Raw genomic sequence first — 19,156 nt, forward strand, 5'->3', positions numbered from 1 at the left:
GCGTCCGGCGCGGTGCATCGCAAGGCGGAGGATCGCCCTCGTACGGGACGTACTCGGGTGATGCGACAACGCGGCGAGGTGCCGTGCCGGACGGGGCGACGGGGCAAACGTTGCCGGGAGCGGCACCAGTTCGGTGACCGGCGGACGTCGCCGGTCACGGAACGGAGACCATCTGCCGGACCTCGTACGGCGGACGGCGGTTCGAAGCCGGTCCCGATGTCATGACCGGCGGCGGCCACCCGAATGGTCGTCACCGGTCACGGAAGCGGCGCCGACATCACGTCATGTCCGCGCCGAGAAAGGGGAGTTCGAGCCCGTGGGTGGCAAGCGTTACGGGGGGCCGGCCACCCAAAAGGGGCGTCATTCTCCAGATCAAACCTGCATCCACTCGATGACACGCCGTTCCGGCGCCTAGGATTCCCCCTAACACCTCACCGGTCTCTTCGACAGGAACCCCATGAGCGACCCTTCCTCCCCTTTCGGCTTCGAGCTCGTGCGACGCGGATACGACCGCGGTCAGGTGGACGACCGCATCACCAAGCTCGTCGCCGACCGTGATAGCGCCCTCGCCCGCATCACGTCTCTGGAAAAGCGCATCGAGGAGCTGCACCTCGAGACGCAGAACGCCCAGGCCCAGGTGACCGACGCGGAGCCGTCGTACGCTGGCCTCGGCGCGCGGGTGGAGAAGATCCTCCGCCTGGCCGAGGAGGAGGCGAAGGACCTGCGCGAGGAGGCCCGTCGCGCCGCCGAGCAGCACCGCGAGCTCGCCGAGTCGGCCGCCCAGCAGGTCCGCAACGACGCCGAGGCGTTCGCGGCCGAGCGCAAGGCGAAGGCCGAGGACGAGGGCGTGCGCATCGTCGAGAAGGCCAAGGGCGAGGCCGGCACGCTGCGTGCGGAGGCCCAGAAGGACGCCGCGCAGAAGCGCGAGGAGGCCGACGCCCTCTTCGAGGAGACCCGTGCCAAGGCCGCCCAGGCCGCCGCGGACTTCGAGACCAACCTGGCCAAGCGCCGCGACCAGTCGGAGCGCGACCTCGCGTCCCGTCAGGCCAAGGCCGAGAAGCGCCTCGCCGAGATCGAGCACCGCGCCGAGCAGCTCCGCCTGGAGGCCGAGAAGCTCCGTACGGACGCCGAGCGCCGGGCCCGCCAGACGGTCGAGACCGCGCAGCGTCAGTCCGAGGACATCGTGGCCGACGCGAACGCGAAGGCCGACCGGATCCGCAGCGAATCGGAGCGCGAGCTGGCGGCGCTCACCAACCGCCGCGACTCGATCAACGCCCAGCTGACGAACGTCCGCGAGATGCTGGCGACGCTCACCGGTGCCGCGGTGGCTGCCGCGGGCTCCCCCTCCGACGAGGAGTCGTCCGGCCGCGGCGTCCCGGCCCAGCAGACCCGCTGATCCGTACGACTGCGACCGTACCCACGCGTACCCCCTGACGCGCCCGGTTCCGCCCCTGTGGTGGCGCCGGGCGCGCGGCCGTTCTAGCGTGAACTCATGATCGAGCTCGATGGCCTCACCAAGCGCTTCGGGAACAAGGTCGCCGTCGACCGGCTCTCGTTCCGGGTCCGCCCCGGGCTGGTGACGGGTTTTCTGGGACCGAACGGGGCGGGCAAGTCGACCACGATGCGGATGATGCTCGGGCTCGACAACCCGACGAGCGGTTCGGTACGCATCGACGGCAGGCACTACCGCGACCTCGACGAACCCCTGAAGCACGTCGGCGCGCTGCTGGACGCCAAGTCGATGCACGGCGGGCGCAGCGCGTACAACAATCTGCTCTGTCTCGCGCAGAGCAACCGCATCCCGGCGAGCCGGGTCGCCGAGGTGTTGGAGACCGTCGGTCTGACCGCGGTCGCGAAGAAGAAGTCCAGGGGCTTCTCGCTCGGGATGGGCCAGCGGCTCGGCATCGCGTCGGCGCTGCTCGGCGACCCGCGGGTGCTGCTCTTCGACGAACCCGTCAACGGGCTCGACCCCGAGGGCATCCACTGGATCCGCAATCTGATGAAGGCGCTGGCCGCGGAGGGCCGGACCATCTTCGTCTCCTCGCACCTGATGAGCGAAATGGCACTCACCGCCGACCATTTGATCGTGATCGGCCAGGGTCGGCTGCTCGCCGACACTTCGATGGCCGATTTCATCCAGCGGAACTCCCGGAGTTTCGTCCGGCTGCGCTCCCCGGACCGGGAGCGGCTGCGGGACGTGCTGCACGCGGAGGGGCTGGTCGCGGTCGAGGCGGGGAGCGGCGTGCTGGAGATCGACGGCACCACCACCGAGGTGCTGGGCGAGCTGGCCGCCCGGCACCGGATCGTGCTGCACGAGCTGAGCGCCCAGCGGGCCTCCCTGGAAGAGGCGTTCATGCGGATGACGGCGGACTCGGTGGAGTACCACGCGCACTCGGAGCCGGGCACGGCGCCTCCGCCCCCGGGCCCGCGCTGGGGCGAACAGTACGGCCGGCTGACCGCGGGCGCCCCCGGCCCCGCCGGTGCGATCGACCCCGCCGGAACGACCGGCACCACGGACGCGACCCGCACCCCAGGCATCACCGCCACCACGGACAGCACAGGCATCACCGCCACCACGAGCACGACCGGCACCACTGGCACCACAGACATCACCGGCAAGGAGGTCTGACGACGATGGCATCGGTACCCGCGGTCCTGACCTCCGAATGGACCAAGATCCGTACGGTCTCGTCGACCGTCTGGACGCTCATCGCCGCGTTCGGCGTCACCGTCGTGATGAGCGCGGCGATCTGCGCGCTGATGAACGCTCAGTTCGACAACCTTCCGCCCATGGAGCGGGCCACCTTCGACCCGACCCCGATCAGCTTCTCCGGTCTGACCCTCGGGCAGCTCGCCATGGTCGTCTTCGGCGTCCTGGTGGTCGGTACGGAGTACAGCTCGGGCATGATCCGGACCTCGCTGGCGGCCGTGCCCCGGCGCGGCACGTTCCTGTTCGGCAAGATCGCGGTGGCCGGTGTGCTGGCGCTGGCGGTCGGCGTCGTCACCGCCTTCGTCTCGTTCTTCCTCGGCCAGGCCCTGCTCGGCGACCTCGGCACGACCATCGGTGCGCCCCATGTGCTGCGGGCGGTCATCGGCGGCGGGCTGTACATGGGCCTGATCGGGATCTTCTCCATGGGCGTGGCGACCATACTGCGCAGCTCCATGCTGTCGCTGGGCATCCTGATGCCGTTCTTCTTCCTGGTCTCCCAGATCCTGTCGGTGGTGCCGGTCGCGAAGAAGGTCGCGCGCTACTTCCCCGACCAGGCCGGGCGCAAGATCATGCAGGTGGCTCCCGACGCCCTGAACGGCGACCCGAGCCCCTACGGACCGTGGGGCGGGCTCGGCATCCTGGTGGCGTGGGTGGCGGCGGCGCTGGTCGGCGGGTACCTCGTGCTGAGGAAGCGCGACGCGTGAACGACGGGCGAGGAGCCCGTACCCGGGGTGACACCGCCGCTCCGGAGACAGGCCGTCCGGGTCCCCCACGCATCCGGTCCGCGCGGCCGGGCGGACGCCACCCGTCGGAACGACTTGGCCGCCACCGTCAAGGGCTGGATATCCTCGTAACCCTTACGGGGGGTGTGCGGCCGGACGGCCCGGCCCCGACGACGGACAAGAGTCGATGGGGCTGAAGCATGATCGAGGCAGTCGGCCTGACCAAGCGTTACGGCGCTGTGACGGCCGTGCACAACCTTTCCTTCCAGGTGCGGCCCGGCACCGTCACCGGATTCCTCGGCCCCAACGGGTCGGGCAAGTCCACGACCATGCGCATGATGCTGGGCCTGGACCAACCGACCGCCGGTCATGTCACGATCGGCGGACACCCCTTCCGGCACCTGCCGAACGCCCCGCGCCAGGTCGGTGCGCTGCTGGACGCGAAGGCGGTGCACGGCGGACGCAGCGCCCGCAACCACCTCCTCTCGCTCGCCCAGCTGGCGGGCATCCCCGCCGCACGGGTCGACGAGGTGCTCGGGGTCGTCGGCCTGCACGAGGTCGCGCGGAAGCGGACCAAGGGCTTCTCGCTCGGGATGGGCCAGCGCCTCGGGATCGCGGCGGCACTGCTCGGCGATCCCCAGGTGCTGCTCTTCGACGAACCCGTCAACGGGCTCGACCCCGAGGGCATCCTCTGGGTCCGTAACCTGATGAAGGCGCTGGCCGCGGAGGGCCGGACGGTCTTCGTCTCCAGCCACCTGATGAGTGAGATGGCCCTCACCGCCGACCACCTGATCGTGATCGGCCGGGGCCGGCTGCTCGCCGACATGAGCGTGAAGGACTTCATCGCCGCCAATTCCGCGGACTTCGCCCGGGTGCGGGTCGCGGACGGCGCCCCGGACGGGCGGGAGAAGCTCACCGCCTCGCTCATCGAGGCGGGCGGCCAGGTGCTGTCGGAGCCGGACGGGGCCCTGCGGATCACCGGCCTGGCGCTGCCGAGGATCAGTGACGTGGCCCATGAGGCGGACGTCCGGCTGTGGGAGCTCTCGCCGCACCAGGCGTCGCTGGAGGAGGCGTACATGCGGATGACGCAGAGCGCCGTGGACTACCGCTCGACGGCGGACGAGAAGGCCGGGCTGCACCAGCTGGTGCCGGACGACGGGTACGGACTGCAGCAGGAGATCCCCGAGGTGCCGCAGCAGGGCTGGTACGCCCCGCCGCCGCCCGGAAAGGACCCGTCCGCGACACCCGCCGAGGCCGTCGGGAGCACCGGGAACGCCGGGTTCGCGGCGGCCCCCGCGGACCCGACCAGGAGCGAGACCAGCGAGGAAGCCCGATGACGACACCGCCGACACCGAACCCGCAGGCACCGGGCCTGCACGCACCCCTCTCCCACGGGAACGGGCAGCAGGCACCGGTCGGGTACTACGCCTCTCCGATCCCCCTGCGGCCCGCCACGCTCACCGACGCGATCGCCTCCGAGTGGACCAAGATCCGCTCGGTGCGCTCCACGGTGTGGACGCTCGGCGTCATGCTGATCGTGGTGCTCGGCCTGGGCCTGCTCATAGCCGCGATGATCACGCTGACCGACTCCGATCTGGGCGACGTCCCGGAGCTCAGCTTCGGTTTCTTCGGGGTGCTGCTGGGCTCGATCTGCGTGATCACGCTCGGCGTGCTGACCATCACGTCCGAGTACGGGACGGGCCTGATCCGGACGACGCTGACGGCCTGCCCCAGCCGTACCCGTGTACTGACCGCCAAGGCGGCCGTCTTCTTCGTGCTGACCTTCGCCGTCACCACCGTGTCGGCCACCGTGGTCGCCGTGGTGCAGGCGTCGCTGCTGCACGGCAAGGAGCCGCGCATGGACGACTGGCTGCGCGCCACGCTCGGCGTCGGGCTGTACGTCGCGCTGCTGGGGCTGCTCTCCCTGGCGGTCGGCGCACTCGTCCGGCACTCCGCCGGCGCGGTCACGATCATGATCGGTGTGGTGCTGCTGCCGCTGGTCCTGGGGATCTTCATGTTCTCGCGGTCCCTGGCCGGCCTGCGCGAGGCGTTCTTCATGTACTCGATCCCGAGCCAGCTCAGCGCGTTCTACAACACCTCGGTCACCGGTTTCGGCCCCTCCGGCTGGGATTCGCTGTGGATCATGCTCGGGGTGACGGCCGTGGCGATGGGCGCCGCCTACGCTGTCCTGGAGCGCCGGGACGTGTGACCGGCCGACGGCCCGGAACGGCCGTCCGGGACGGGAGCCCGGGGCCCGTGGAGGGGGACGGCCGGCTCAGTAGCGGGGCGCGTTCCTGGACCGCTGCACCTGTGTGGTGCGGCGGTCCTTCGCGTTCCAGCACGCCTTGTGCCAGTGCCGACGGTCATCGATGCCGCCGTACTCGGACCAGGCCACCAGGTGCGGGACGCCGGGCGGGATCTCCTGGTCGCAGCCGGGGCAGCGGTACCGCTTGCCGGCCACGCTCGCGCCGCTCACCGGGCGCACCGACCACTCCTCCCCGCGCCACTCCTCGACGCGTCCGCCGCCGCCGTAGCGGATCCCCTGCTCCGCTCCTCGCTCGGGGAAAATCTCGCCGCCTCGGGGGCGGTTGCGGCGCGGGGACACGGGACACCTCACAGACGGGCCGGCGGTTTTCCCCCAGCGTAGGGCCATTCGGCCGAGCCCTGCGCCCCATGTCGTGCGGGAACGTTCCCTCCGACTTTGGCGACTTACCGGACAATCCGAACAACTTGCCGCTGCCCGTGCCCTTGGCACGTGTCAGACGTTGTTGCCCGTAGGGGAGAGACCGCGTCGGCCGCAAGGAGGCAATTGGCGATGCGCGTGGGAACGTTCGTACTGGCAGCCCAGTTTCCGGGACAGGGGCCGGGGGAAGCGCTGCATCGCGCGATCCGGTCCACCGAGGTCGCGGAGGAGTCCGGGCTCGACTCGGTATGGCTGGCGGAGCACCATTTCGTGCCGTACGGGGTCTGCCCGTCCGCCGTCACCCTGGCCGCGCTGCTGCTCGGCCGCACCCGCAGGATCCGGGTGGGTACGGCGGTGAGCGTGCTGCCGACCCAGCACCCCGTCGCGCTCGGCGAACAGGCGGCGCTGCTCCACCTCACCAGCGGTGGCAGATTCACCCTCGGCGTCGGCCGGGGCGGCCCCTGGGTGGACCTGGAGGTGTTCGGCGGGGGCCTGGAGGCGTACGAGAAGGGCTTCCCGGAGTCCCTGGAGCTGCTGCTCGACTGGCTGACCCGGCCGAGGGTCGCGGGGAAGGGGCCCCGGTACGACTTCCGAGAGGTGGCGGTGGTGCCCCGGGCCGACGAGCCGCTCGCCGGGTCCGGCGGTGCCGCCCCCGGGGACGACGGGCCCGGGGGCGACGGTTCCGGCGGCCCCGAGGTGGTCGTCGCGTGCACCTCGCCCCGGACGGTCCGGCTCGCCGCGGAGCGCGGGCTGCCGATGCTCCTGGGCATGCACTGCGGGGACGAGGAGAAGGCGGAGATGATCGCCCTGTGGCGCTCCACCGCCCTGGCCGCGGGCCGTTCGCCGGAGAGCGTCCGGGCGGCCGGGCACGTGTCCGCCGGGGTGGCCCAGATCGCCGACCGGACCGAGGACGCGGTGGAGTCCCTCGTCAAGGCGATGCCCGGCTGGCTGCGGGAGGGGCTGGACGCCCATGTGACGGTGGACGGACGGCACCGGGTGATGCGCGACCCGGTCGCGTACACGGAGCTGCTGTGCGGCCTCCATCCGGTGGGTCCGCCCCGGCTGGCCGCCGACCGGCTCGCCGCCACCGCCGAGCGGACGGGCATCACCCGCTTCGCGCTCCTGGTGGAGGGCTCCGGAGACCTGGCGGCCACGGAGGAGAACGTGGCACGGCTGGGCACGGAGGTGCTGCCGCTCCTCCCCTGAGCCGTGGTGCGGGTACGGGCTGCCGCCCCGGATCCCGTCCCACCTCCCGCGGTCCGGAACAGCAGCGTACGCACGCGCTCAGGGCCTGCCCGACGGCTCATGACCGGACAGACCCTGCCGCCGAACGGACCTCAGCAGTCCCGGAGTTCGGGCGACTGGTTGAGCAACTGACCTCTCACCGACGTGAAGCGGGCCAGCCGCTCGTCGGCCGAGGCGTCCAGCGGGAACACCGCGACGCGGTGGCAGTTCTGGAATGCCAGACGCACTCCGAAGTGCCGTTGCAGAGCGCCGCGTATCGCATCACTCGCGAGCGCACGCAGCAGCTGACCACGGGCCTGCTCGTCCGGCGGGGGCGTCTGGTTGTCGGCGAACTCTCCGCCGTCGACCTTCAACTGGGCCACCAACGAGCTGATCATCTCCCACGCGTAGGGCAGGGAGGTCCGGACGCAGTCGACGAAATCGGCTTCGTCGACCTCGCCTCGCTCGGCCTGTTCCAACAGCGCCGGTGAGACGTCGAGCGACATGGGTTCTCCTCTCGCGGCCCCGACGCCGGGCCGGGACCTTACGGGCAGGGCAAGGAGGAACGCGACGCAGCGTGCACACACGGCGACCTCCCGCTTACACGGTAAGGGTGCGGTCCTGGCCGCACCAGGAGATTGGGAACACAACCGGCCAACAACGAAGGGGATCAAAGAGGGGCAAGCCCGAAAAGGGCTGATCCGGTCATGTCCGGACCGAACGGGGACGGTCCGGTCACGTCCGGACAGCGACCGCTCCCCTCCGCCCGGGGGCGTGAGGGGGGAGAATCGCGTGGAGCACGGGTCGTCGAGTAGCGTTGCCGACCATGCGTCTCGTCATCGCCCGCTGTTCCGTGGACTACGCCGGCCGGCTCACCGCCCACCTGCCCTCCGCCCCCCGTCTGATCCTCGTCAAGGCGGACGGGAGCGTGTCGATCCACGCCGACGACCGGGCGTACAAACCCCTCAACTGGATGTCGCCGCCCTGCACCCTCAAGGAGGGCTCCGGCGACACCGCGGACGTCTGGACCGTGGTGAACAAGGCGGGCGAGAAACTGATCATCACGATGGAGGAGATCCTCCACGACTCGTCCCACGAACTGGGCGTCGACCCGGGGCTCATCAAGGACGGTGTCGAGGCGCACCTCCAGGAACTCCTCGCCGACCGGATCGAGACTCTCGGAGAGGGCTACACCCTGATCCGCCGCGAGTACTTCACCGCGATCGGCCCCGTCGACATCCTCTGCCGGGACGCCGACGGCGGGACCGTGGCCGTCGAGCTGAAGCGGCGCGGCGAGATCGACGGCGTGGAGCAGCTGACCCGCTATCTGGAGCTGCTCAACCGTGATCCCCATCTCGCCCCGGTGAAGGGCATCTTCGCCGCGCAGGAGATCAAGCCGCAGGCCAGGGTGCTGGCGACGGACCGCGGAATCGACTGCGTCGTCCTCGACTACGACGCGCTGCGCGGCATCGAGGACGACAAGCTGCGCCTGTTCTGACCTGCCCCTTCCCAGGCTTCCCCGACGGACCCCCGATGCCGGACGCGCGAGGCGCGTCCGGCATCGGGGTCCGTCGGCGTCAGGGGCTTCCCGGCGTCCGGCGCGGCTCGGACCACGCTCAGACCACCGCAGGTCCGTCGTCCGCGCCCTCCGCCGACGGTGGGAGGGAGGACGCGGACGGCCCGCTCGCCGAGTCGGAGGTGTCCTCCGGCGGAGAGGGCGAGGGTCCCTCCGTGGCCGGATCCGTCGGTTCCGGGGAGTTGTCCTCCGTCTCGGTCGGGCTCGGGCTCGTCGGCGCCGTCGGCGTGGCCGGCTTCGTGGGGACGGTCGGCCCGGTCGGGGTGCCCGGCGAGGAACCGCCCTCGGGCGGGGTGCCCGACGAGGGGCTGCCGCTCGGATCCGTGGCGCCCGGTGACGGCGTACCGCTCTCGCTCGGCGCGCCCTCGCTGCCGGACGGGCCGGGCGTCACCGCGCCGCCCCCGGACGTCTCGTCCCCGTGGACGGACCCGTCCGCCGCCCCGTCGTCCGACGCTCCGTTCCCGCCGTCGTCGGGGCCCGCCGACTCCTCGGACGTGATGCGGGGACGGTTGCCCCGGTCCCCGTCGCCGGACGTCACGCCCAGCACCACGAGCGTGCCGAGCACGGCGGCGAGAAGCGCTGCCGCGCCCACCGCGACGAGGCCCCGCCGGGAGCCTCCCAGCGGGGCGGGACGGCCCTTCCGCGCCGCGGCCCCCGGGGCGTTCGTGGCGGTGGCGCCGCGCGGGTGGATCACCGCGGTGGTCTCCGCGCCGGACCCCTGTGTGAGCTTCTGCGTCGCCGACGCGACGGGCAGCGGCGCCGTGTCCTCCTGCCGCGAGGCGGGTCCCGGCCGGCCCACCGGCACCGGACCGCCGGTCACGGGACCGGCCGACGGCGGTCCGCCCGGAACCGGCCCCCCGGGCGGCGTCGCTCCGGACCGGTCCGCGACCAGGGCGAGCGCGCGCCGCCCGACCACCATGCCCGGCTTGTCGGCGAGCGCCCCGCGCATGCCGACCGACGTCTCCAGCTCCGTCCTGGCCCGTTCCGGATTCCCCGAGCAGAGCGCCAGAATGCCCAACTCGTGGTGGAAGTACGCCTCTTCGGCGACCTCACCGGCGACCCTGGCCGCCTCCTGGCCGATCCTCAGGGCCTTCTCCCAGGCCCCCCAGTGCAGTCCCGCCGCGAAGGCCGGGGCCGCGCTGTGGGCCGACGGCACGGCCTCGGCGGCCTGCCCGTCGCCGTTCCCGGGGACGAGCCGCGTCATGGCCGCGATGACGGCGTCGGCCTCGGCGGTGACCCGTGCCGGGGTGACCGAGGGGTGCCCGGCCCACCAGGCGTAGTGCCGGGCCGCGGTACGGGCCCGCTCGGCGCTGTCGTCGCCGTACCCCGCAGCCTCCAGCTGGGCGACGGCCCCCGCGGCCAGGCGGTAGCGGGAACCGGCCGGGGAGAGCAGTCCGCAGCCGGCCAGTTCACCGAGCGCGGCGTCCGCGTGGGTGTCCCCCACCAGGGCCGGAAGGTGCGCCTGGTGCGGCACCTCGCCGCCGAGCGCGACCGCGAAGCGCAGGGTGTCGCGGGCGGGCTCGCTGAGCCGTGAGGCGAGCAGCGCGGCGGGCGCGGCGGCCTCGCCGAGGTTGGGCAGTGGAATGTGGACCCCGTCGGTGGCCTCGTCGTGCCCGAAGGGCGGCCGCGCGGCCGGGCCGTCCGGGCCGTTGTCCGGGCCGTTGTCCGGGCCGTCGTGCGGGGCGGCGGCGCCGGAGGCGTCGGCGTCGGCGCGCTGCTGATCGCGACGGCGCAGCAGGGCGGCCGCCTGGACGAAGCGCAGCGGCAGCCCCTCCGACTCGAACCAGAGGTCTCCCGCCCAGTTCTTCTCCTCGTCGGTGAGCGGACGTTCGGCGACCCGTTCCAGCAGCTCGACCGAGGCGCCCCGGCCGAGACCGGGAAGGAAGACCTCTTCGAGGTACGAGTCCGCGCCGGGCGCGGCGACGTCCGGGGTCGCCGAGAACAGGAAGGCGCACTCCGGTGTGGCGTCGAGCAGTTCCTCCAGGGCGGCGCCGCCGAACTCCAGGTCGTCGAGCACGACGACGGCGCCGATCCCTCTGAGGTGATCGAGGAGCGCGGGGCGGTCGGGCCGGTGCAGCGGAGCGTCGTACACGGCCTCGAAGAGCGCGTACAGCAGGTCGGCGACGGACCTGTTGAGGCCGGAGAGCCGTACGACACCGTCCGGCGCGAGGCCGACGCAGTCGGCGGCGACGGCGTCCAGCAGGGTGGTCCGGCCGGAACCGGCCGGTCCGGTGAGCCGCACGGAGCGGCCGCGGGTCAGCAGCCGCACCAGCCGTTCGCGCTCCTCCGCGCGCTCCAGGAGGGGCGGCTGCGGAGCGGGCGGCCCCGGGGGCACGGGGGGCGCGGCGGCACGCTCGCGGGCGGCGCGGTCGGCCGCGGTGCGCCGCACCGGGGGCGCGGGCTGCTCCCCCGGCGGGTACAGCTCGACCTCGCTGCCGTCGATCGGGTTGACGGTGAGGAGGTAGTCACCCGATATGAGCCGGACGACCCGGGCCGGGTGCGGTGCCGGCTGACCGAAGTCCGGGGCGGCGGCGGGGGTTCCCGCCATCGGACGGGGCGCGGTGCCCGGCGGTGGGGCGGGGACGGGCTCCTTCCCGTCGGCCGTCCTGCCGGGGCCGTCGCCGTCCCTGCCGTACTCCTCCGGCCCCTGGTGTGTCGGGTCCATCGCCAAAGCCCCCAGACGCGTCGCGCACGGTTGTCCCTCCCGGCCTCGCACGCCCTGCTGTCGCCTCCGGTCCGGTGTCCGCCCGGTGGGTCCCGTCAATCGGCGGACGGGCCGACCCTAGACGGTCGCCCGGTGCCCGCGCACAGCCGGGGGTCCGGGCCGCCCGATGCGCGCGTTCTCGTGCCGTATGTGGCTCTTCGCCCGCACGACATGGCCGAATCCGGACGCGTCGAGGGCCGGGAGCAGGGTCTCCGGGTCTCCGGGTCTCCGGGTCTCCGGGTCTCCGGGTCTCCAGGTCTCCGGGTCTCCAGGTCTCCGGGTCTCCAGGTCTCCGGGTCTCCGGGTCTCCGGGTCTCCGGGAACCTACACGCGCGGCAGGGACTCCGCGGCGATTCCGCCCTCGATGGCCAGGATGCGGTGCAGCCGCGTCGCGACCAGCAGGCGCTGCATCTGCGGCGGCACGCCGCGAAGCACCAGCCGTCGGCCGGCCCGCCCGGCCCGTCGGTGCGCGCCCATGATGACGCCGAGTCCGGTGGCGTCCCAGGAGTCCAGCTCGGTCAGGTCGAGCACCAGGTCGCCGACTCCGTCGTCGAGGGCCGAGTGCAGGGCCGTACGGGCGTCCGCCGCGCTTCGGACGTCGAGGCGGCCCCCGACGACCAGTTCGACGTGGTCGCCCCTGATGTGCATATGCGCTCCCCGTGAATCTCCGTTGCAACGTTTCGTCTGTCTGTTCTGTCTCTCCCACAACTGACTGCGGCGGAGACAGGGAAGTTGCCGTCTGTAAGCGAACCGATGCCGATTTCACTCCGTGGGGTGACCACGGCTTGACACGGCCCGAACGGGCCCGGATGTCCTGGAGGACACCCCTGCCTCCGGGCCCGGCCGACGGCGGACCGGGCCGGGGGGCCGGAGCAGATCAGTACGTGTAGAAGCCCTGCCCGCTCTTGCGGCCGATGTCACCGGCGTCCACCATCCGGCGCATCAGCTCCGGTGCGGCGAACTTCTCGTCCTGCGACTCGGTGTAGATGTTGTTCGTGGCGTGGAGCAGGATGTCGACGCCGGTCAGGTCGGCCGTGGCGAGCGGACCCATGGCGTGCCCGAAGCCCAGCTTGCAGGCGGTGTCGATGTCCTCGGCCGTGGCGACGCCCGACTCGTACAGCTTGGCGGCCTCGACGACGAGCGCCGAGATCAGCCGGGTGGTCACGAAGCCGGCCACGTCACGGTTGACGACGATGCAGGTCTTGCCGACGGACTCGGCGAACTCCCTTGCGGTGGCGAGGGTTTCGTCGCTGGTCTTGTAGCCGCGGACGAGTTCGCACAGCCGCATCATGGGGACCGGCGAGAAGAAGTGCACACCGACGACGCGCTCGGGGCGCTCCGTCACCGCCGCGATCTTCGTGATCGGGATGGCGGAGGTGTTGGAGGCGAGGACGGCGTCGTCCCGGACGATCTTGTCGAGGGAGCGGAAGATCTCGTGCTTGACGTCGAGCTTCTCGAACACGGCCTCCACGACGACGTCAGCGTCGGCGACCGCGTCGAGGTCGGTGGTCGTGGTGATGCGGGCGAGCGCGGCCTCGGCGTCCGCCGCCTCCAGCTTCCCCTTGGAGACGAACTTCTCGTACGAGGCGCCGATGGTGTCCCGTCCGCGGACCAGGGCCTCGTCGGTGACATCGCGCAGCACGACGTCCCAGCCCGCCTGGGCGGAGACCTGCGCGATGCCGGATCCCATGAGTCCGGCTCCGATGACGGCGAGCTTCCTGGCCACGTGTGCACCCCTCGGTTCGTATTCGCCTCTGCAGCTGATCCCTGAGCTGATCCCTGCACGGCCCCGGTCATAACGGTTGTTCACATTGCTCTTCGGCGGAGATTAGTACCCGTGAGAGGTCCTGTGACCACGAAGAGATGCGCGTCACGTCTCACATGACGGACATCACACCGGCATCCGTCATCCGGCGGCGCGCCGGGCACAGTTGAGGACCCGCACGGCCCGTCGCGCGGTGGACGCGCTCGCCCGCGGGACAGGACCCGGGCCCGGCCTCCGGCCGGACGACGGCGGTGCGGGGGGACAGGACCTAGGCTGGCCGTATGGTCAATCTGACACGTATCTACACCCGCACCGGCGACCAGGGCACCACCAGCCTCGGTGACATGTCCCGGACCGCCAAGACCGATCTCCGGATCGCCGCGTACGCCGACGCGAACGAGGCCAACGCGGTCATCGGCACGGCGGTCGCGCTCGGCAAGCTGTCCGAGGACGTCGTGAAGGTCCTCGCCCGCGTGCAGAACGACCTGTTCGACGTGGGCGCGGACCTGTCGACCCCGGTCGTCGAGAACCCGAAGTACCCGCCGCTGAGGGTGGAGCAGAGCTACGTCGACAAGCTGGAGGCGGACTGCGACCGCTTCCTGGAGCCGTTGGAGAAGTTGCGCAGCTTCATCCTCCCCGGCGGTACGCCGGGGGCGGCGCTCCTGCATCAGGCGTGCACGGTGGTGCGGCGCGCGGAGCGGTCCACCTGGGCGGCGTTGGAGGTGCACGGCGAGACGATGAACGCGCTGACGGCGACGTATCTCAACCGGCTCTCGGACCTGCTGTTCATCCTCGCGCGGACGGCGAACAAGGAGGTCGGCGACGTGCTGTGGGTGCCGGGCGGGGAGCGGTAGCCGCTCCGCCGCGCGTGCTCGCCGCACGGGGCCGAACGGCCGGCGCCCGCCGCCGCACGGACGGGAGCGGCCGTACGGGCGCGGCCATCGCGCCCGTACGGCCGCTCCACGGCTTCCCGGGCCGGTTCACCGCACCGCGTCCCCGGTCGGCTCTCGGCTTCTCGCCGTCTCACCATGGCCCCGGCCGGTTCACCACTTCTCCGGCCGGTTCATCGCTTCCCGGCCGGCTTCCGCCGCGTCACCGCTGCCCGCTCCGCGCTCCCCCGCGGGCTCCCGCTTCGGGAACAACGTGTAGCTGCCCGCGACGACGACGTTGATCCCGATCACGAACAGCATCGTCCGCTGCCACTGCTGGAGCGTCGACGCGTCGCCGTCCCCGCCCACGTACCAGATCGCCGCCTGGAGCAGCGCCAGCGCCGTCACCGCGGCAACCGTCCAGCGCGCCGCGACCTTCCACTCGTGTACCGCGCGCGCCATGCCGTACTTCGGCGGCTTGACCGGCGGCGGGCCGCCCGCGAAACGGTGGGCGACCCGAGCGTCCACCCAGCGGATCGTGGAGTGCCCGAGGCCCACGGTGAAGCCGATGTAGACGGCGGCCAGCCCGTGCCTCATGTCCGGCTCGGCCCCGTTCTTCAGGTCGATCGCCGTCACCACCAGCAGCACGACCTCCAGCAGCGGCTCGCACAGCAGCACGGCCGCTCCCAGGCGCGGCTTCTTCGCCAGATAGCGCAGCGCCAGCCCCGCGGCCAGCAGCACCCAGAAGCCGACCTCGCAGAGCACGATCAACGTGACGATCACGCCCGTCTCCTTCCCGTTGCCCCCATCCTCCCGTCCGCGCAGCCCGGACACGTCGTCGCCGGTGACGAACCTCGACTGCATCCTTCGATGTACGCGCACATCGCCCGCGGCACCGAGGCCTCCACCCGGGCGGCCGTGTTGGATGGGAGGGTGTTCTCCTTCCTCCGCCCGCACCGCCACGACGTGCTCATCGCGGTCATCGGCCTCCTCGGCGGCCTGCTGCTGTGGGCACTGGGGCTGCACACGCAGGGCGGCCGGCCCTTCTCCGCCCCCTGGGTCTCCCTGCTGCCGCTCGCCGTCGTCTCGGCGTTCGCACTCGTCCGCAGAACGGCTCCGCAGACGGGGCTGATCGTCGGCACCCTCGCGGTGATCGCGGACCAGTTCACGGTCGGGAACATGGTGACCGTCGTGCTGTTCACCGACCTGATGTACGCGGCGGTGCTGTACGGAACACCGGCCGCCGCCCGCCGCATCCCGGTGACCACGTTCCTGATCACGGTCGCGGTCACGATCGGTTTCCTGGCGTGGTTCCGCAATCCGGAGGCCCTGCTCGTCGGGATCCTCACCGGTGTGGTCTCGTTCGGTCCCGCGATCACCGGCGTCAGCGTCCGCAACCACCGCGACGCGGCCGAGGCGGCGCGGCTACGGGCCGAACAGACCGCACTGCTCGCCGAGATGGACCGCACCCAGGCGGTGACCGCGGAACGTTCCCGGATGGCACGGGAGTTGCACGATCTGGTGGCCAACCACCTCTCCGCGATCGCGATCCACTCCACCGCCGCGCTCTCCATCGACGACCCGGCCACCTCGCGCGAGGTGCTGGGGGTGATCCGCGAGAACAGCGTCGAAGGGCTCGCCGAGATGCGCCGGCTGATCGGGCTGCTGCGCACCGGTGACGCGGACGCCGAGCCGAGCGCCTCGCCGACCCTGGACGCGCTGGACGCACTGGTCGAACAGGCCGGTACGAATGCCGGGACGAGTGGGCTGACCTGTACTTTCGAGGACGTGCGCGAGGAGCGTGGGCCGGTGCCCGCGCCCGTCGAACTGGCCTCCTACCGAATAGTCCAGGAGTCGTTGACGAACGCGCTCAAGCACGCCGCGCCCGGCCCGGTCGCGGTGCGGCTCGGGCGTGCCGGGCCCTCGCTCACGGTGGAGGTCAGCAGTGCGTTCGGGGACCGTTCCGGGCCGCGCGCGCCGGGATCGGGGGCCGGTCTCGTGGGCATGCGGGAACGGGTGGCGCTGCTGGGCGGAACGATCGAGGCGGGGCCGGTGGACGACGGCTCCGGAACGAGGATCTGGCGGGTGCGGGCCGAACTGCCCGTGGACGAAGGGAACGTGGGGGAATGACGATCCGGGTCCTGGTCGCCGAGGACCAGTCGGCCGTCCGTGCGGGGCTGGTGCTCATCCTGCGCAGCGCGCCGGACATCGAGGTGGTCGGCGAGGCGGCGGACGGCGAGGCGGCGGTGCGGCTGACCCGCGAACTCCGGCCGGACGTGGTGCTGATGGATATCCAGATGCCGCGTCTGGACGGGGTCTCGGCGACGCGTCAGGTGACCGGCGAAGGGCTGGCGGACGTGCTGGTACTGACGACGTTCGACCTCGACGAGTACGTCTTCGGCGCACTGCGGGCGGGGGCGGCGGGCTTCCTGCTGAAGAACGCCGAGGCCCGCGATCTGCTGGAGGCGGTGCGCACGGTGGCGCGCGGCGAGGGCCTGATCGCTCCGGCGGTGACCCGCCGGCTGATCGCGGAGTTCGCCGGTACGCGGCCCGCGCGGACGGCCCACGCGCCCGATCCGAAGGTGCTCGACGCCCTGACAAGGCGGGAGCGGGAGGTGCTCGGCTGCCTCGGCGAGGGACTGTCGAACGCGGAGATCGCGGCCCGGCTCTCGATGGCCGAGGCGACCGTGAAGACGCACGTCAGCAGGGTACTGGGCAAGCTCGATCTGCGCAGTCGGCTCCAGGCGGCGGTGCTGGCACAGGAGTTGGGCATGTGAGGCAGGAAGAACGATCTTTGGTCTGGACCTCTTGACGATTGGTCCAGACCTTCCTAATCTCGCCGCACAACACACTGCGGTGAGTGCGCCATGACAAGGCGCGCTCTGGGCGGCGCAGGGTTTGCAGTCCACGGACCACCCCCGATTGTCCGGACCTCACCCGAGGAGCACCGTTGAGCACTGAAACCCCCCTACGCCGGACCCGATTCAGACTCGGGGCCGGGAGGGCCACCAGATCCAGAGCGGTCGCGGGCGTCACCGCACTGCTCCTTCCGCTCGCCGCCATGGTGGGCCTGGCCTCCCCCGCCGAGGCCGCCGACTCGGCGACCGCCACGTACCTCAAGAAGTCCGACTGGGGCGGCGGCTTCGAGGGCCAGTGGACGGTGAAGAACACCGGCACCACCGCCCTGTCCTCCTGGACCATCGAGTGGGACTTCCCCTCGGGCACCTCGGTCGGCTCCGCCTGGGACGCCACCGTCACCGGGTCCAACAACCACTGGACCGCCAAGAACCTCGGCTGGAACGGCACCATCGCCCCCGGTGCCAGTGTCTCCTTCGGCTTCAACGGCACCGGCTCCGGCGCCCCCACCGGCTGCAAGCTGAACGGCAACCCCTGCGACGGCGGCAGCGTCCCCGGCGACAACGCCCCCTCCGCTCCGGGCACCCCCACCGCGAGCAACATCACCGACACCTCGGTCAAGCTGAGCTGGTCCGCCGCGACCGACGACAAGGGCATCAAGAACTACGACGTGCTGCGCGACGGCGCGGTCGTCGCCACGGTCACCGGCACCACCCATACCGACACCGGCCTGACCGCCGGCTCCGACTACTCCTACACCGTGCGGGCCCGTGACACCGCCGACCAGACCGGCCCGGTCAGCGGCTCGGTCAAGATCCGCACCACCGGCGGTGGCGGCGAGACCCCCGGCCCCGGTGGCAAGATCAACCTCGGCTACTTCACCGAGTGGGGCGTCTACGGCCGGAACTACCACGTCAAGAACCTCGACACCTCCGGCTCCGCCGCGAAGATCACGCACATCAACTACGCCTTCGGCAACGTGACCGGCGGCAAGTGCGCGATCGGTGACTCGTACGCCGACTACGAGAAGGCGTACACCGCCGACCAGTCGGTCGACGGCGTCGCGGACACCTGGGACCAGCCGCTGCGCGGAAGCTTCAACCAGCTGCGCAAGCTCAAGGCCAAGTACCCCCACATCAAGGTGCTGTGGTCGTTCGGCGGCTGGACCTGGTCCGGCGGCTTCGGTGACGCGGCGAAGAACCCGGCCGCGTTCGCCGAGTCCTGCTACAACCTGGTCGAGGACCCGCGCTGGGCCGATGTCTTCGACGGCATCGACGTGGACTGGGAGTACCCCAACGCCTGTGGCCTGACCTGCGACACCAGCGGCCCGAACGCACTGAAGGCCATCACCTCCGCGCTCCGCGCCAAGTTCGGCAGCAAGAACCTGGTGACGGCCGCCATCACTGCCGACGCCTCCGCCGGCGGCAAGATCGACGCCACCGACTACGCGGGCGCCGCCCAGTCCCTGGACTGGTACAACGTGATGACGTACGACTTCTTCGGCGCCTGGGACGCCAAGGGCCCGACCGCCCCGCACTCCCCGCTGACCTCGTACGACGGCATCCCGAAGGCCGGCTTCACCTCCGCCGAGGCCATCGCCAAGCTGAAGGCCCAGGGCGTCCCCGCCTCCAAGCTGCTGCTCGGCATCGGCTTCTACGGCCGCGGCTGGACCGGCGTCACCCAGGACGCGCCCGGCGGCACCGCCACCGGCGCCGCCCCCGGCACGTACGAGACCGGCATCGAGGACTACAAGGTCCTCAAGAACAGCTGCCCGGCAACCGGCACGGTGGCCGGCACGGCGTACGCGCGCTGCGGCAACAACTGGTGGAGCTACGACACCCCGGCCACCATCGCGTCCAAGATGACGTGGGCGAAGGGCCAGGGCCTGGGAGGCGCGTTCTTCTGGGAGTTCAGCGGTGACACGGCCAACGGTGAGCTGGTCGGCGCGATCAGCAACGGTCTGAAGTAACCGCGTCGCGGGGGCCCCGCCCGGGGGCCCGCGCCACAACCGGAAAACACCCCGGGGGCACGGACCCCCCCCGGCTCC

17 protein-coding genes are annotated in these 19,156 nt (G+C 71.7%); 11 read left to right on the forward strand and 6 right to left on the reverse strand.

Annotation, left to right across the window (positions count from 1 at the left end; translation table 11 throughout):
* Positions 1 to 457 precede the first annotated feature (457 nt).
* The 5 genes from ACFYY6_RS05110 to ACFYY6_RS05130 all read left to right on the forward strand — a co-directional run bounded on the left by ACFYY6_RS05110 (position 458) and on the right by ACFYY6_RS05130 (position 5,641).
* Positions 458 to 1,396, forward strand: a complete 939-nt coding sequence (locus tag ACFYY6_RS05110; RefSeq protein ID WP_351524383.1) for a cellulose-binding protein — start codon at positions 458 to 460, stop codon at positions 1,394 to 1,396.
* A gap of 96 nt (positions 1,397 to 1,492) precedes the next feature.
* Positions 1,493 to 2,629 carry an ATP-binding cassette domain-containing protein gene (locus ACFYY6_RS05115; protein WP_351631009.1) on the forward strand — a complete coding sequence of 379 codons (1,137 nt, stop codon included), beginning with the start codon at positions 1,493 to 1,495 and terminating at the stop codon, positions 2,627 to 2,629.
* Positions 2,630 to 2,634: 5 nt separating this feature from the next.
* Positions 2,635 to 3,414 (forward strand): ABC transporter permease subunit, encoded by a 780-nt coding sequence (locus tag ACFYY6_RS05120; RefSeq protein ID WP_351524381.1) that lies wholly within the window; start codon positions 2,635 to 2,637, stop codon positions 3,412 to 3,414.
* A 218-nt stretch (positions 3,415 to 3,632) separates the two neighbouring features.
* Positions 3,633 to 4,769 (forward strand): ABC transporter ATP-binding protein, encoded by a 1,137-nt coding sequence (locus ACFYY6_RS05125; protein WP_351524380.1) that lies wholly within the window; start codon positions 3,633 to 3,635, stop codon positions 4,767 to 4,769.
* Positions 4,766 to 5,641, forward strand: a complete 876-nt coding sequence (locus ACFYY6_RS05130; RefSeq protein ID WP_389191721.1) for an ABC transporter permease subunit — start codon at positions 4,766 to 4,768, stop codon at positions 5,639 to 5,641. The genes ACFYY6_RS05125 and ACFYY6_RS05130 overlap by 4 nt, the downstream gene beginning before the upstream one ends.
* A 66-nt stretch (positions 5,642 to 5,707) precedes the next feature.
* Here ACFYY6_RS05130 and ACFYY6_RS05135 read toward each other — a convergent pair whose 3' ends face one another.
* Positions 5,708 to 6,037: an ATP/GTP-binding protein gene (locus ACFYY6_RS05135; RefSeq protein WP_351524378.1), complete on the reverse strand. Its 330-nt coding sequence runs from the start codon at positions 6,035 to 6,037 to the stop codon at positions 5,708 to 5,710.
* Between the two features lie 210 nt (positions 6,038 to 6,247).
* Here ACFYY6_RS05135 and ACFYY6_RS05140 point away from each other — a divergent pair, with 210 nt between their 5' ends.
* Complete coding sequence (locus ACFYY6_RS05140) at positions 6,248 to 7,321, forward strand: LLM class flavin-dependent oxidoreductase (RefSeq protein WP_351524377.1); 1,074 nt, start codon at positions 6,248 to 6,250, stop codon at positions 7,319 to 7,321.
* Between the two features lie 131 nt (positions 7,322 to 7,452).
* Here ACFYY6_RS05140 and ACFYY6_RS05145 read toward each other — a convergent pair whose 3' ends face one another.
* The gene (locus ACFYY6_RS05145; RefSeq protein WP_129800535.1) at positions 7,453 to 7,845 is read right to left on the reverse strand and encodes an SCO5389 family protein; all 393 of its coding nucleotides are present in this window, start codon (positions 7,843 to 7,845) and stop codon (positions 7,453 to 7,455) included.
* A 320-nt stretch (positions 7,846 to 8,165) separates the two neighbouring features.
* On the opposite strand from ACFYY6_RS05145, the gene nucS reads away from it, so the two are divergent.
* On the forward strand, positions 8,166 to 8,837 hold the full coding sequence (gene nucS / locus ACFYY6_RS05150) for an endonuclease NucS (protein ID WP_351524376.1): 672 nt from the start codon (positions 8,166 to 8,168) through the stop codon (positions 8,835 to 8,837).
* Positions 8,838 to 8,955: 118 nt separating this feature from the next.
* Here the strand turns inward: nucS and ACFYY6_RS05155 are convergent, their stop codons facing one another.
* The 3 genes from ACFYY6_RS05155 to ACFYY6_RS05165 form a co-directional block, all read right to left on the reverse strand.
* A complete protein-coding gene (locus ACFYY6_RS05155; protein WP_389191723.1) occupies positions 8,956 to 11,580 on the reverse strand; it encodes an ATP-binding protein in 2,625 nt (874 codons plus the stop codon).
* Between the two features lie 363 nt (positions 11,581 to 11,943).
* Positions 11,944 to 12,267, reverse strand: coding sequence for an STAS domain-containing protein (locus tag ACFYY6_RS05160; RefSeq protein ID WP_351525811.1), 324 nt, complete (start codon positions 12,265 to 12,267; stop codon positions 11,944 to 11,946).
* A 229-nt stretch (positions 12,268 to 12,496) separates the two neighbouring features.
* The gene (locus ACFYY6_RS05165; RefSeq protein WP_351629008.1) at positions 12,497 to 13,345 is read right to left on the reverse strand and encodes a 3-hydroxyacyl-CoA dehydrogenase family protein; all 849 of its coding nucleotides are present in this window, start codon (positions 13,343 to 13,345) and stop codon (positions 12,497 to 12,499) included.
* A gap of 320 nt (positions 13,346 to 13,665) precedes the next feature.
* Between ACFYY6_RS05165 and ACFYY6_RS05170 the strand changes: the two genes are divergently transcribed.
* Positions 13,666 to 14,238 carry a cob(I)yrinic acid a,c-diamide adenosyltransferase gene (locus ACFYY6_RS05170; protein WP_351525808.1) on the forward strand — a complete coding sequence of 191 codons (573 nt, stop codon included), beginning with the start codon at positions 13,666 to 13,668 and terminating at the stop codon, positions 14,236 to 14,238.
* Positions 14,239 to 14,427: 189 nt separating this feature from the next.
* Here ACFYY6_RS05170 and ACFYY6_RS05175 read toward each other — a convergent pair whose 3' ends face one another.
* A complete protein-coding gene (locus tag ACFYY6_RS05175; protein WP_351629027.1) occupies positions 14,428 to 15,036 on the reverse strand; it encodes a hypothetical protein in 609 nt (202 codons plus the stop codon).
* Between the two features lie 150 nt (positions 15,037 to 15,186).
* On the opposite strand from ACFYY6_RS05175, the gene ACFYY6_RS05180 reads away from it, so the two are divergent.
* From ACFYY6_RS05180 to ACFYY6_RS05190, 3 genes are all read left to right on the forward strand, one after another.
* Positions 15,187 to 16,383 carry a histidine kinase gene (locus ACFYY6_RS05180; RefSeq protein ID WP_351629024.1) on the forward strand — a complete coding sequence of 399 codons (1,197 nt, stop codon included), beginning with the start codon at positions 15,187 to 15,189 and terminating at the stop codon, positions 16,381 to 16,383.
* On the forward strand, positions 16,380 to 17,030 hold the full coding sequence (locus ACFYY6_RS05185; RefSeq protein WP_351525928.1) for a response regulator transcription factor: 651 nt from the start codon (positions 16,380 to 16,382) through the stop codon (positions 17,028 to 17,030). The genes ACFYY6_RS05180 and ACFYY6_RS05185 overlap by 4 nt, the downstream gene beginning before the upstream one ends.
* 173 nt (positions 17,031 to 17,203) lie before the next feature.
* Positions 17,204 to 19,078: a glycosyl hydrolase family 18 protein gene (locus tag ACFYY6_RS05190; RefSeq protein ID WP_389191726.1), complete on the forward strand. Its 1,875-nt coding sequence runs from the start codon at positions 17,204 to 17,206 to the stop codon at positions 19,076 to 19,078.
* Positions 19,079 to 19,156 lie beyond the last annotated feature (78 nt).

The sequence above is a fragment of the Streptomyces sp. NPDC001750 genome (genome assembly GCF_042892615.1).
In the GTDB taxonomy this organism is placed as follows: Bacteria; Actinomycetota; Actinomycetes; order Streptomycetales; family Streptomycetaceae; genus Streptomyces.

Excerpts from the sequence above, each read along its gene's own strand:
- ACFYY6_RS05110 (WP_351524383.1), top strand. The coding sequence starts at position 458 with ATGAGCGACCCTTCCTCCCCTTTCGGCTTCGAGCTCGTGCGACGCGGA.
- ACFYY6_RS05115 (WP_351631009.1), top strand. The coding sequence starts at position 1,493 with ATGATCGAGCTCGATGGCCTCACCAAGCGCTTCGGGAACAAGGTCGCC.
- ACFYY6_RS05120 (WP_351524381.1), top strand. The coding sequence starts at position 2,635 with ATGGCATCGGTACCCGCGGTCCTGACCTCCGAATGGACCAAGATCCGT.
- ACFYY6_RS05125 (WP_351524380.1), top strand. The coding sequence starts at position 3,633 with ATGATCGAGGCAGTCGGCCTGACCAAGCGTTACGGCGCTGTGACGGCC.
- ACFYY6_RS05130 (WP_389191721.1), top strand. The coding sequence starts at position 4,766 with ATGACGACACCGCCGACACCGAACCCGCAGGCACCGGGCCTGCACGCA.
- ACFYY6_RS05140 (WP_351524377.1), top strand. The coding sequence starts at position 6,248 with ATGCGCGTGGGAACGTTCGTACTGGCAGCCCAGTTTCCGGGACAGGGG.
- ACFYY6_RS05145 (WP_129800535.1), bottom strand. The coding sequence starts at position 7,845 with ATGTCGCTCGACGTCTCACCGGCGCTGTTGGAACAGGCCGAGCGAGGC.
- nucS (WP_351524376.1), top strand. The coding sequence starts at position 8,166 with ATGCGTCTCGTCATCGCCCGCTGTTCCGTGGACTACGCCGGCCGGCTC.
- ACFYY6_RS05155 (WP_389191723.1), bottom strand. The coding sequence starts at position 11,580 with ATGGACCCGACACACCAGGGGCCGGAGGAGTACGGCAGGGACGGCGAC.
- ACFYY6_RS05160 (WP_351525811.1), bottom strand. The coding sequence starts at position 12,267 with ATGCACATCAGGGGCGACCACGTCGAACTGGTCGTCGGGGGCCGCCTC.
- ACFYY6_RS05170 (WP_351525808.1), top strand. The coding sequence starts at position 13,666 with ATGGTCAATCTGACACGTATCTACACCCGCACCGGCGACCAGGGCACC.
- ACFYY6_RS05185 (WP_351525928.1), top strand. The coding sequence starts at position 16,380 with ATGACGATCCGGGTCCTGGTCGCCGAGGACCAGTCGGCCGTCCGTGCG.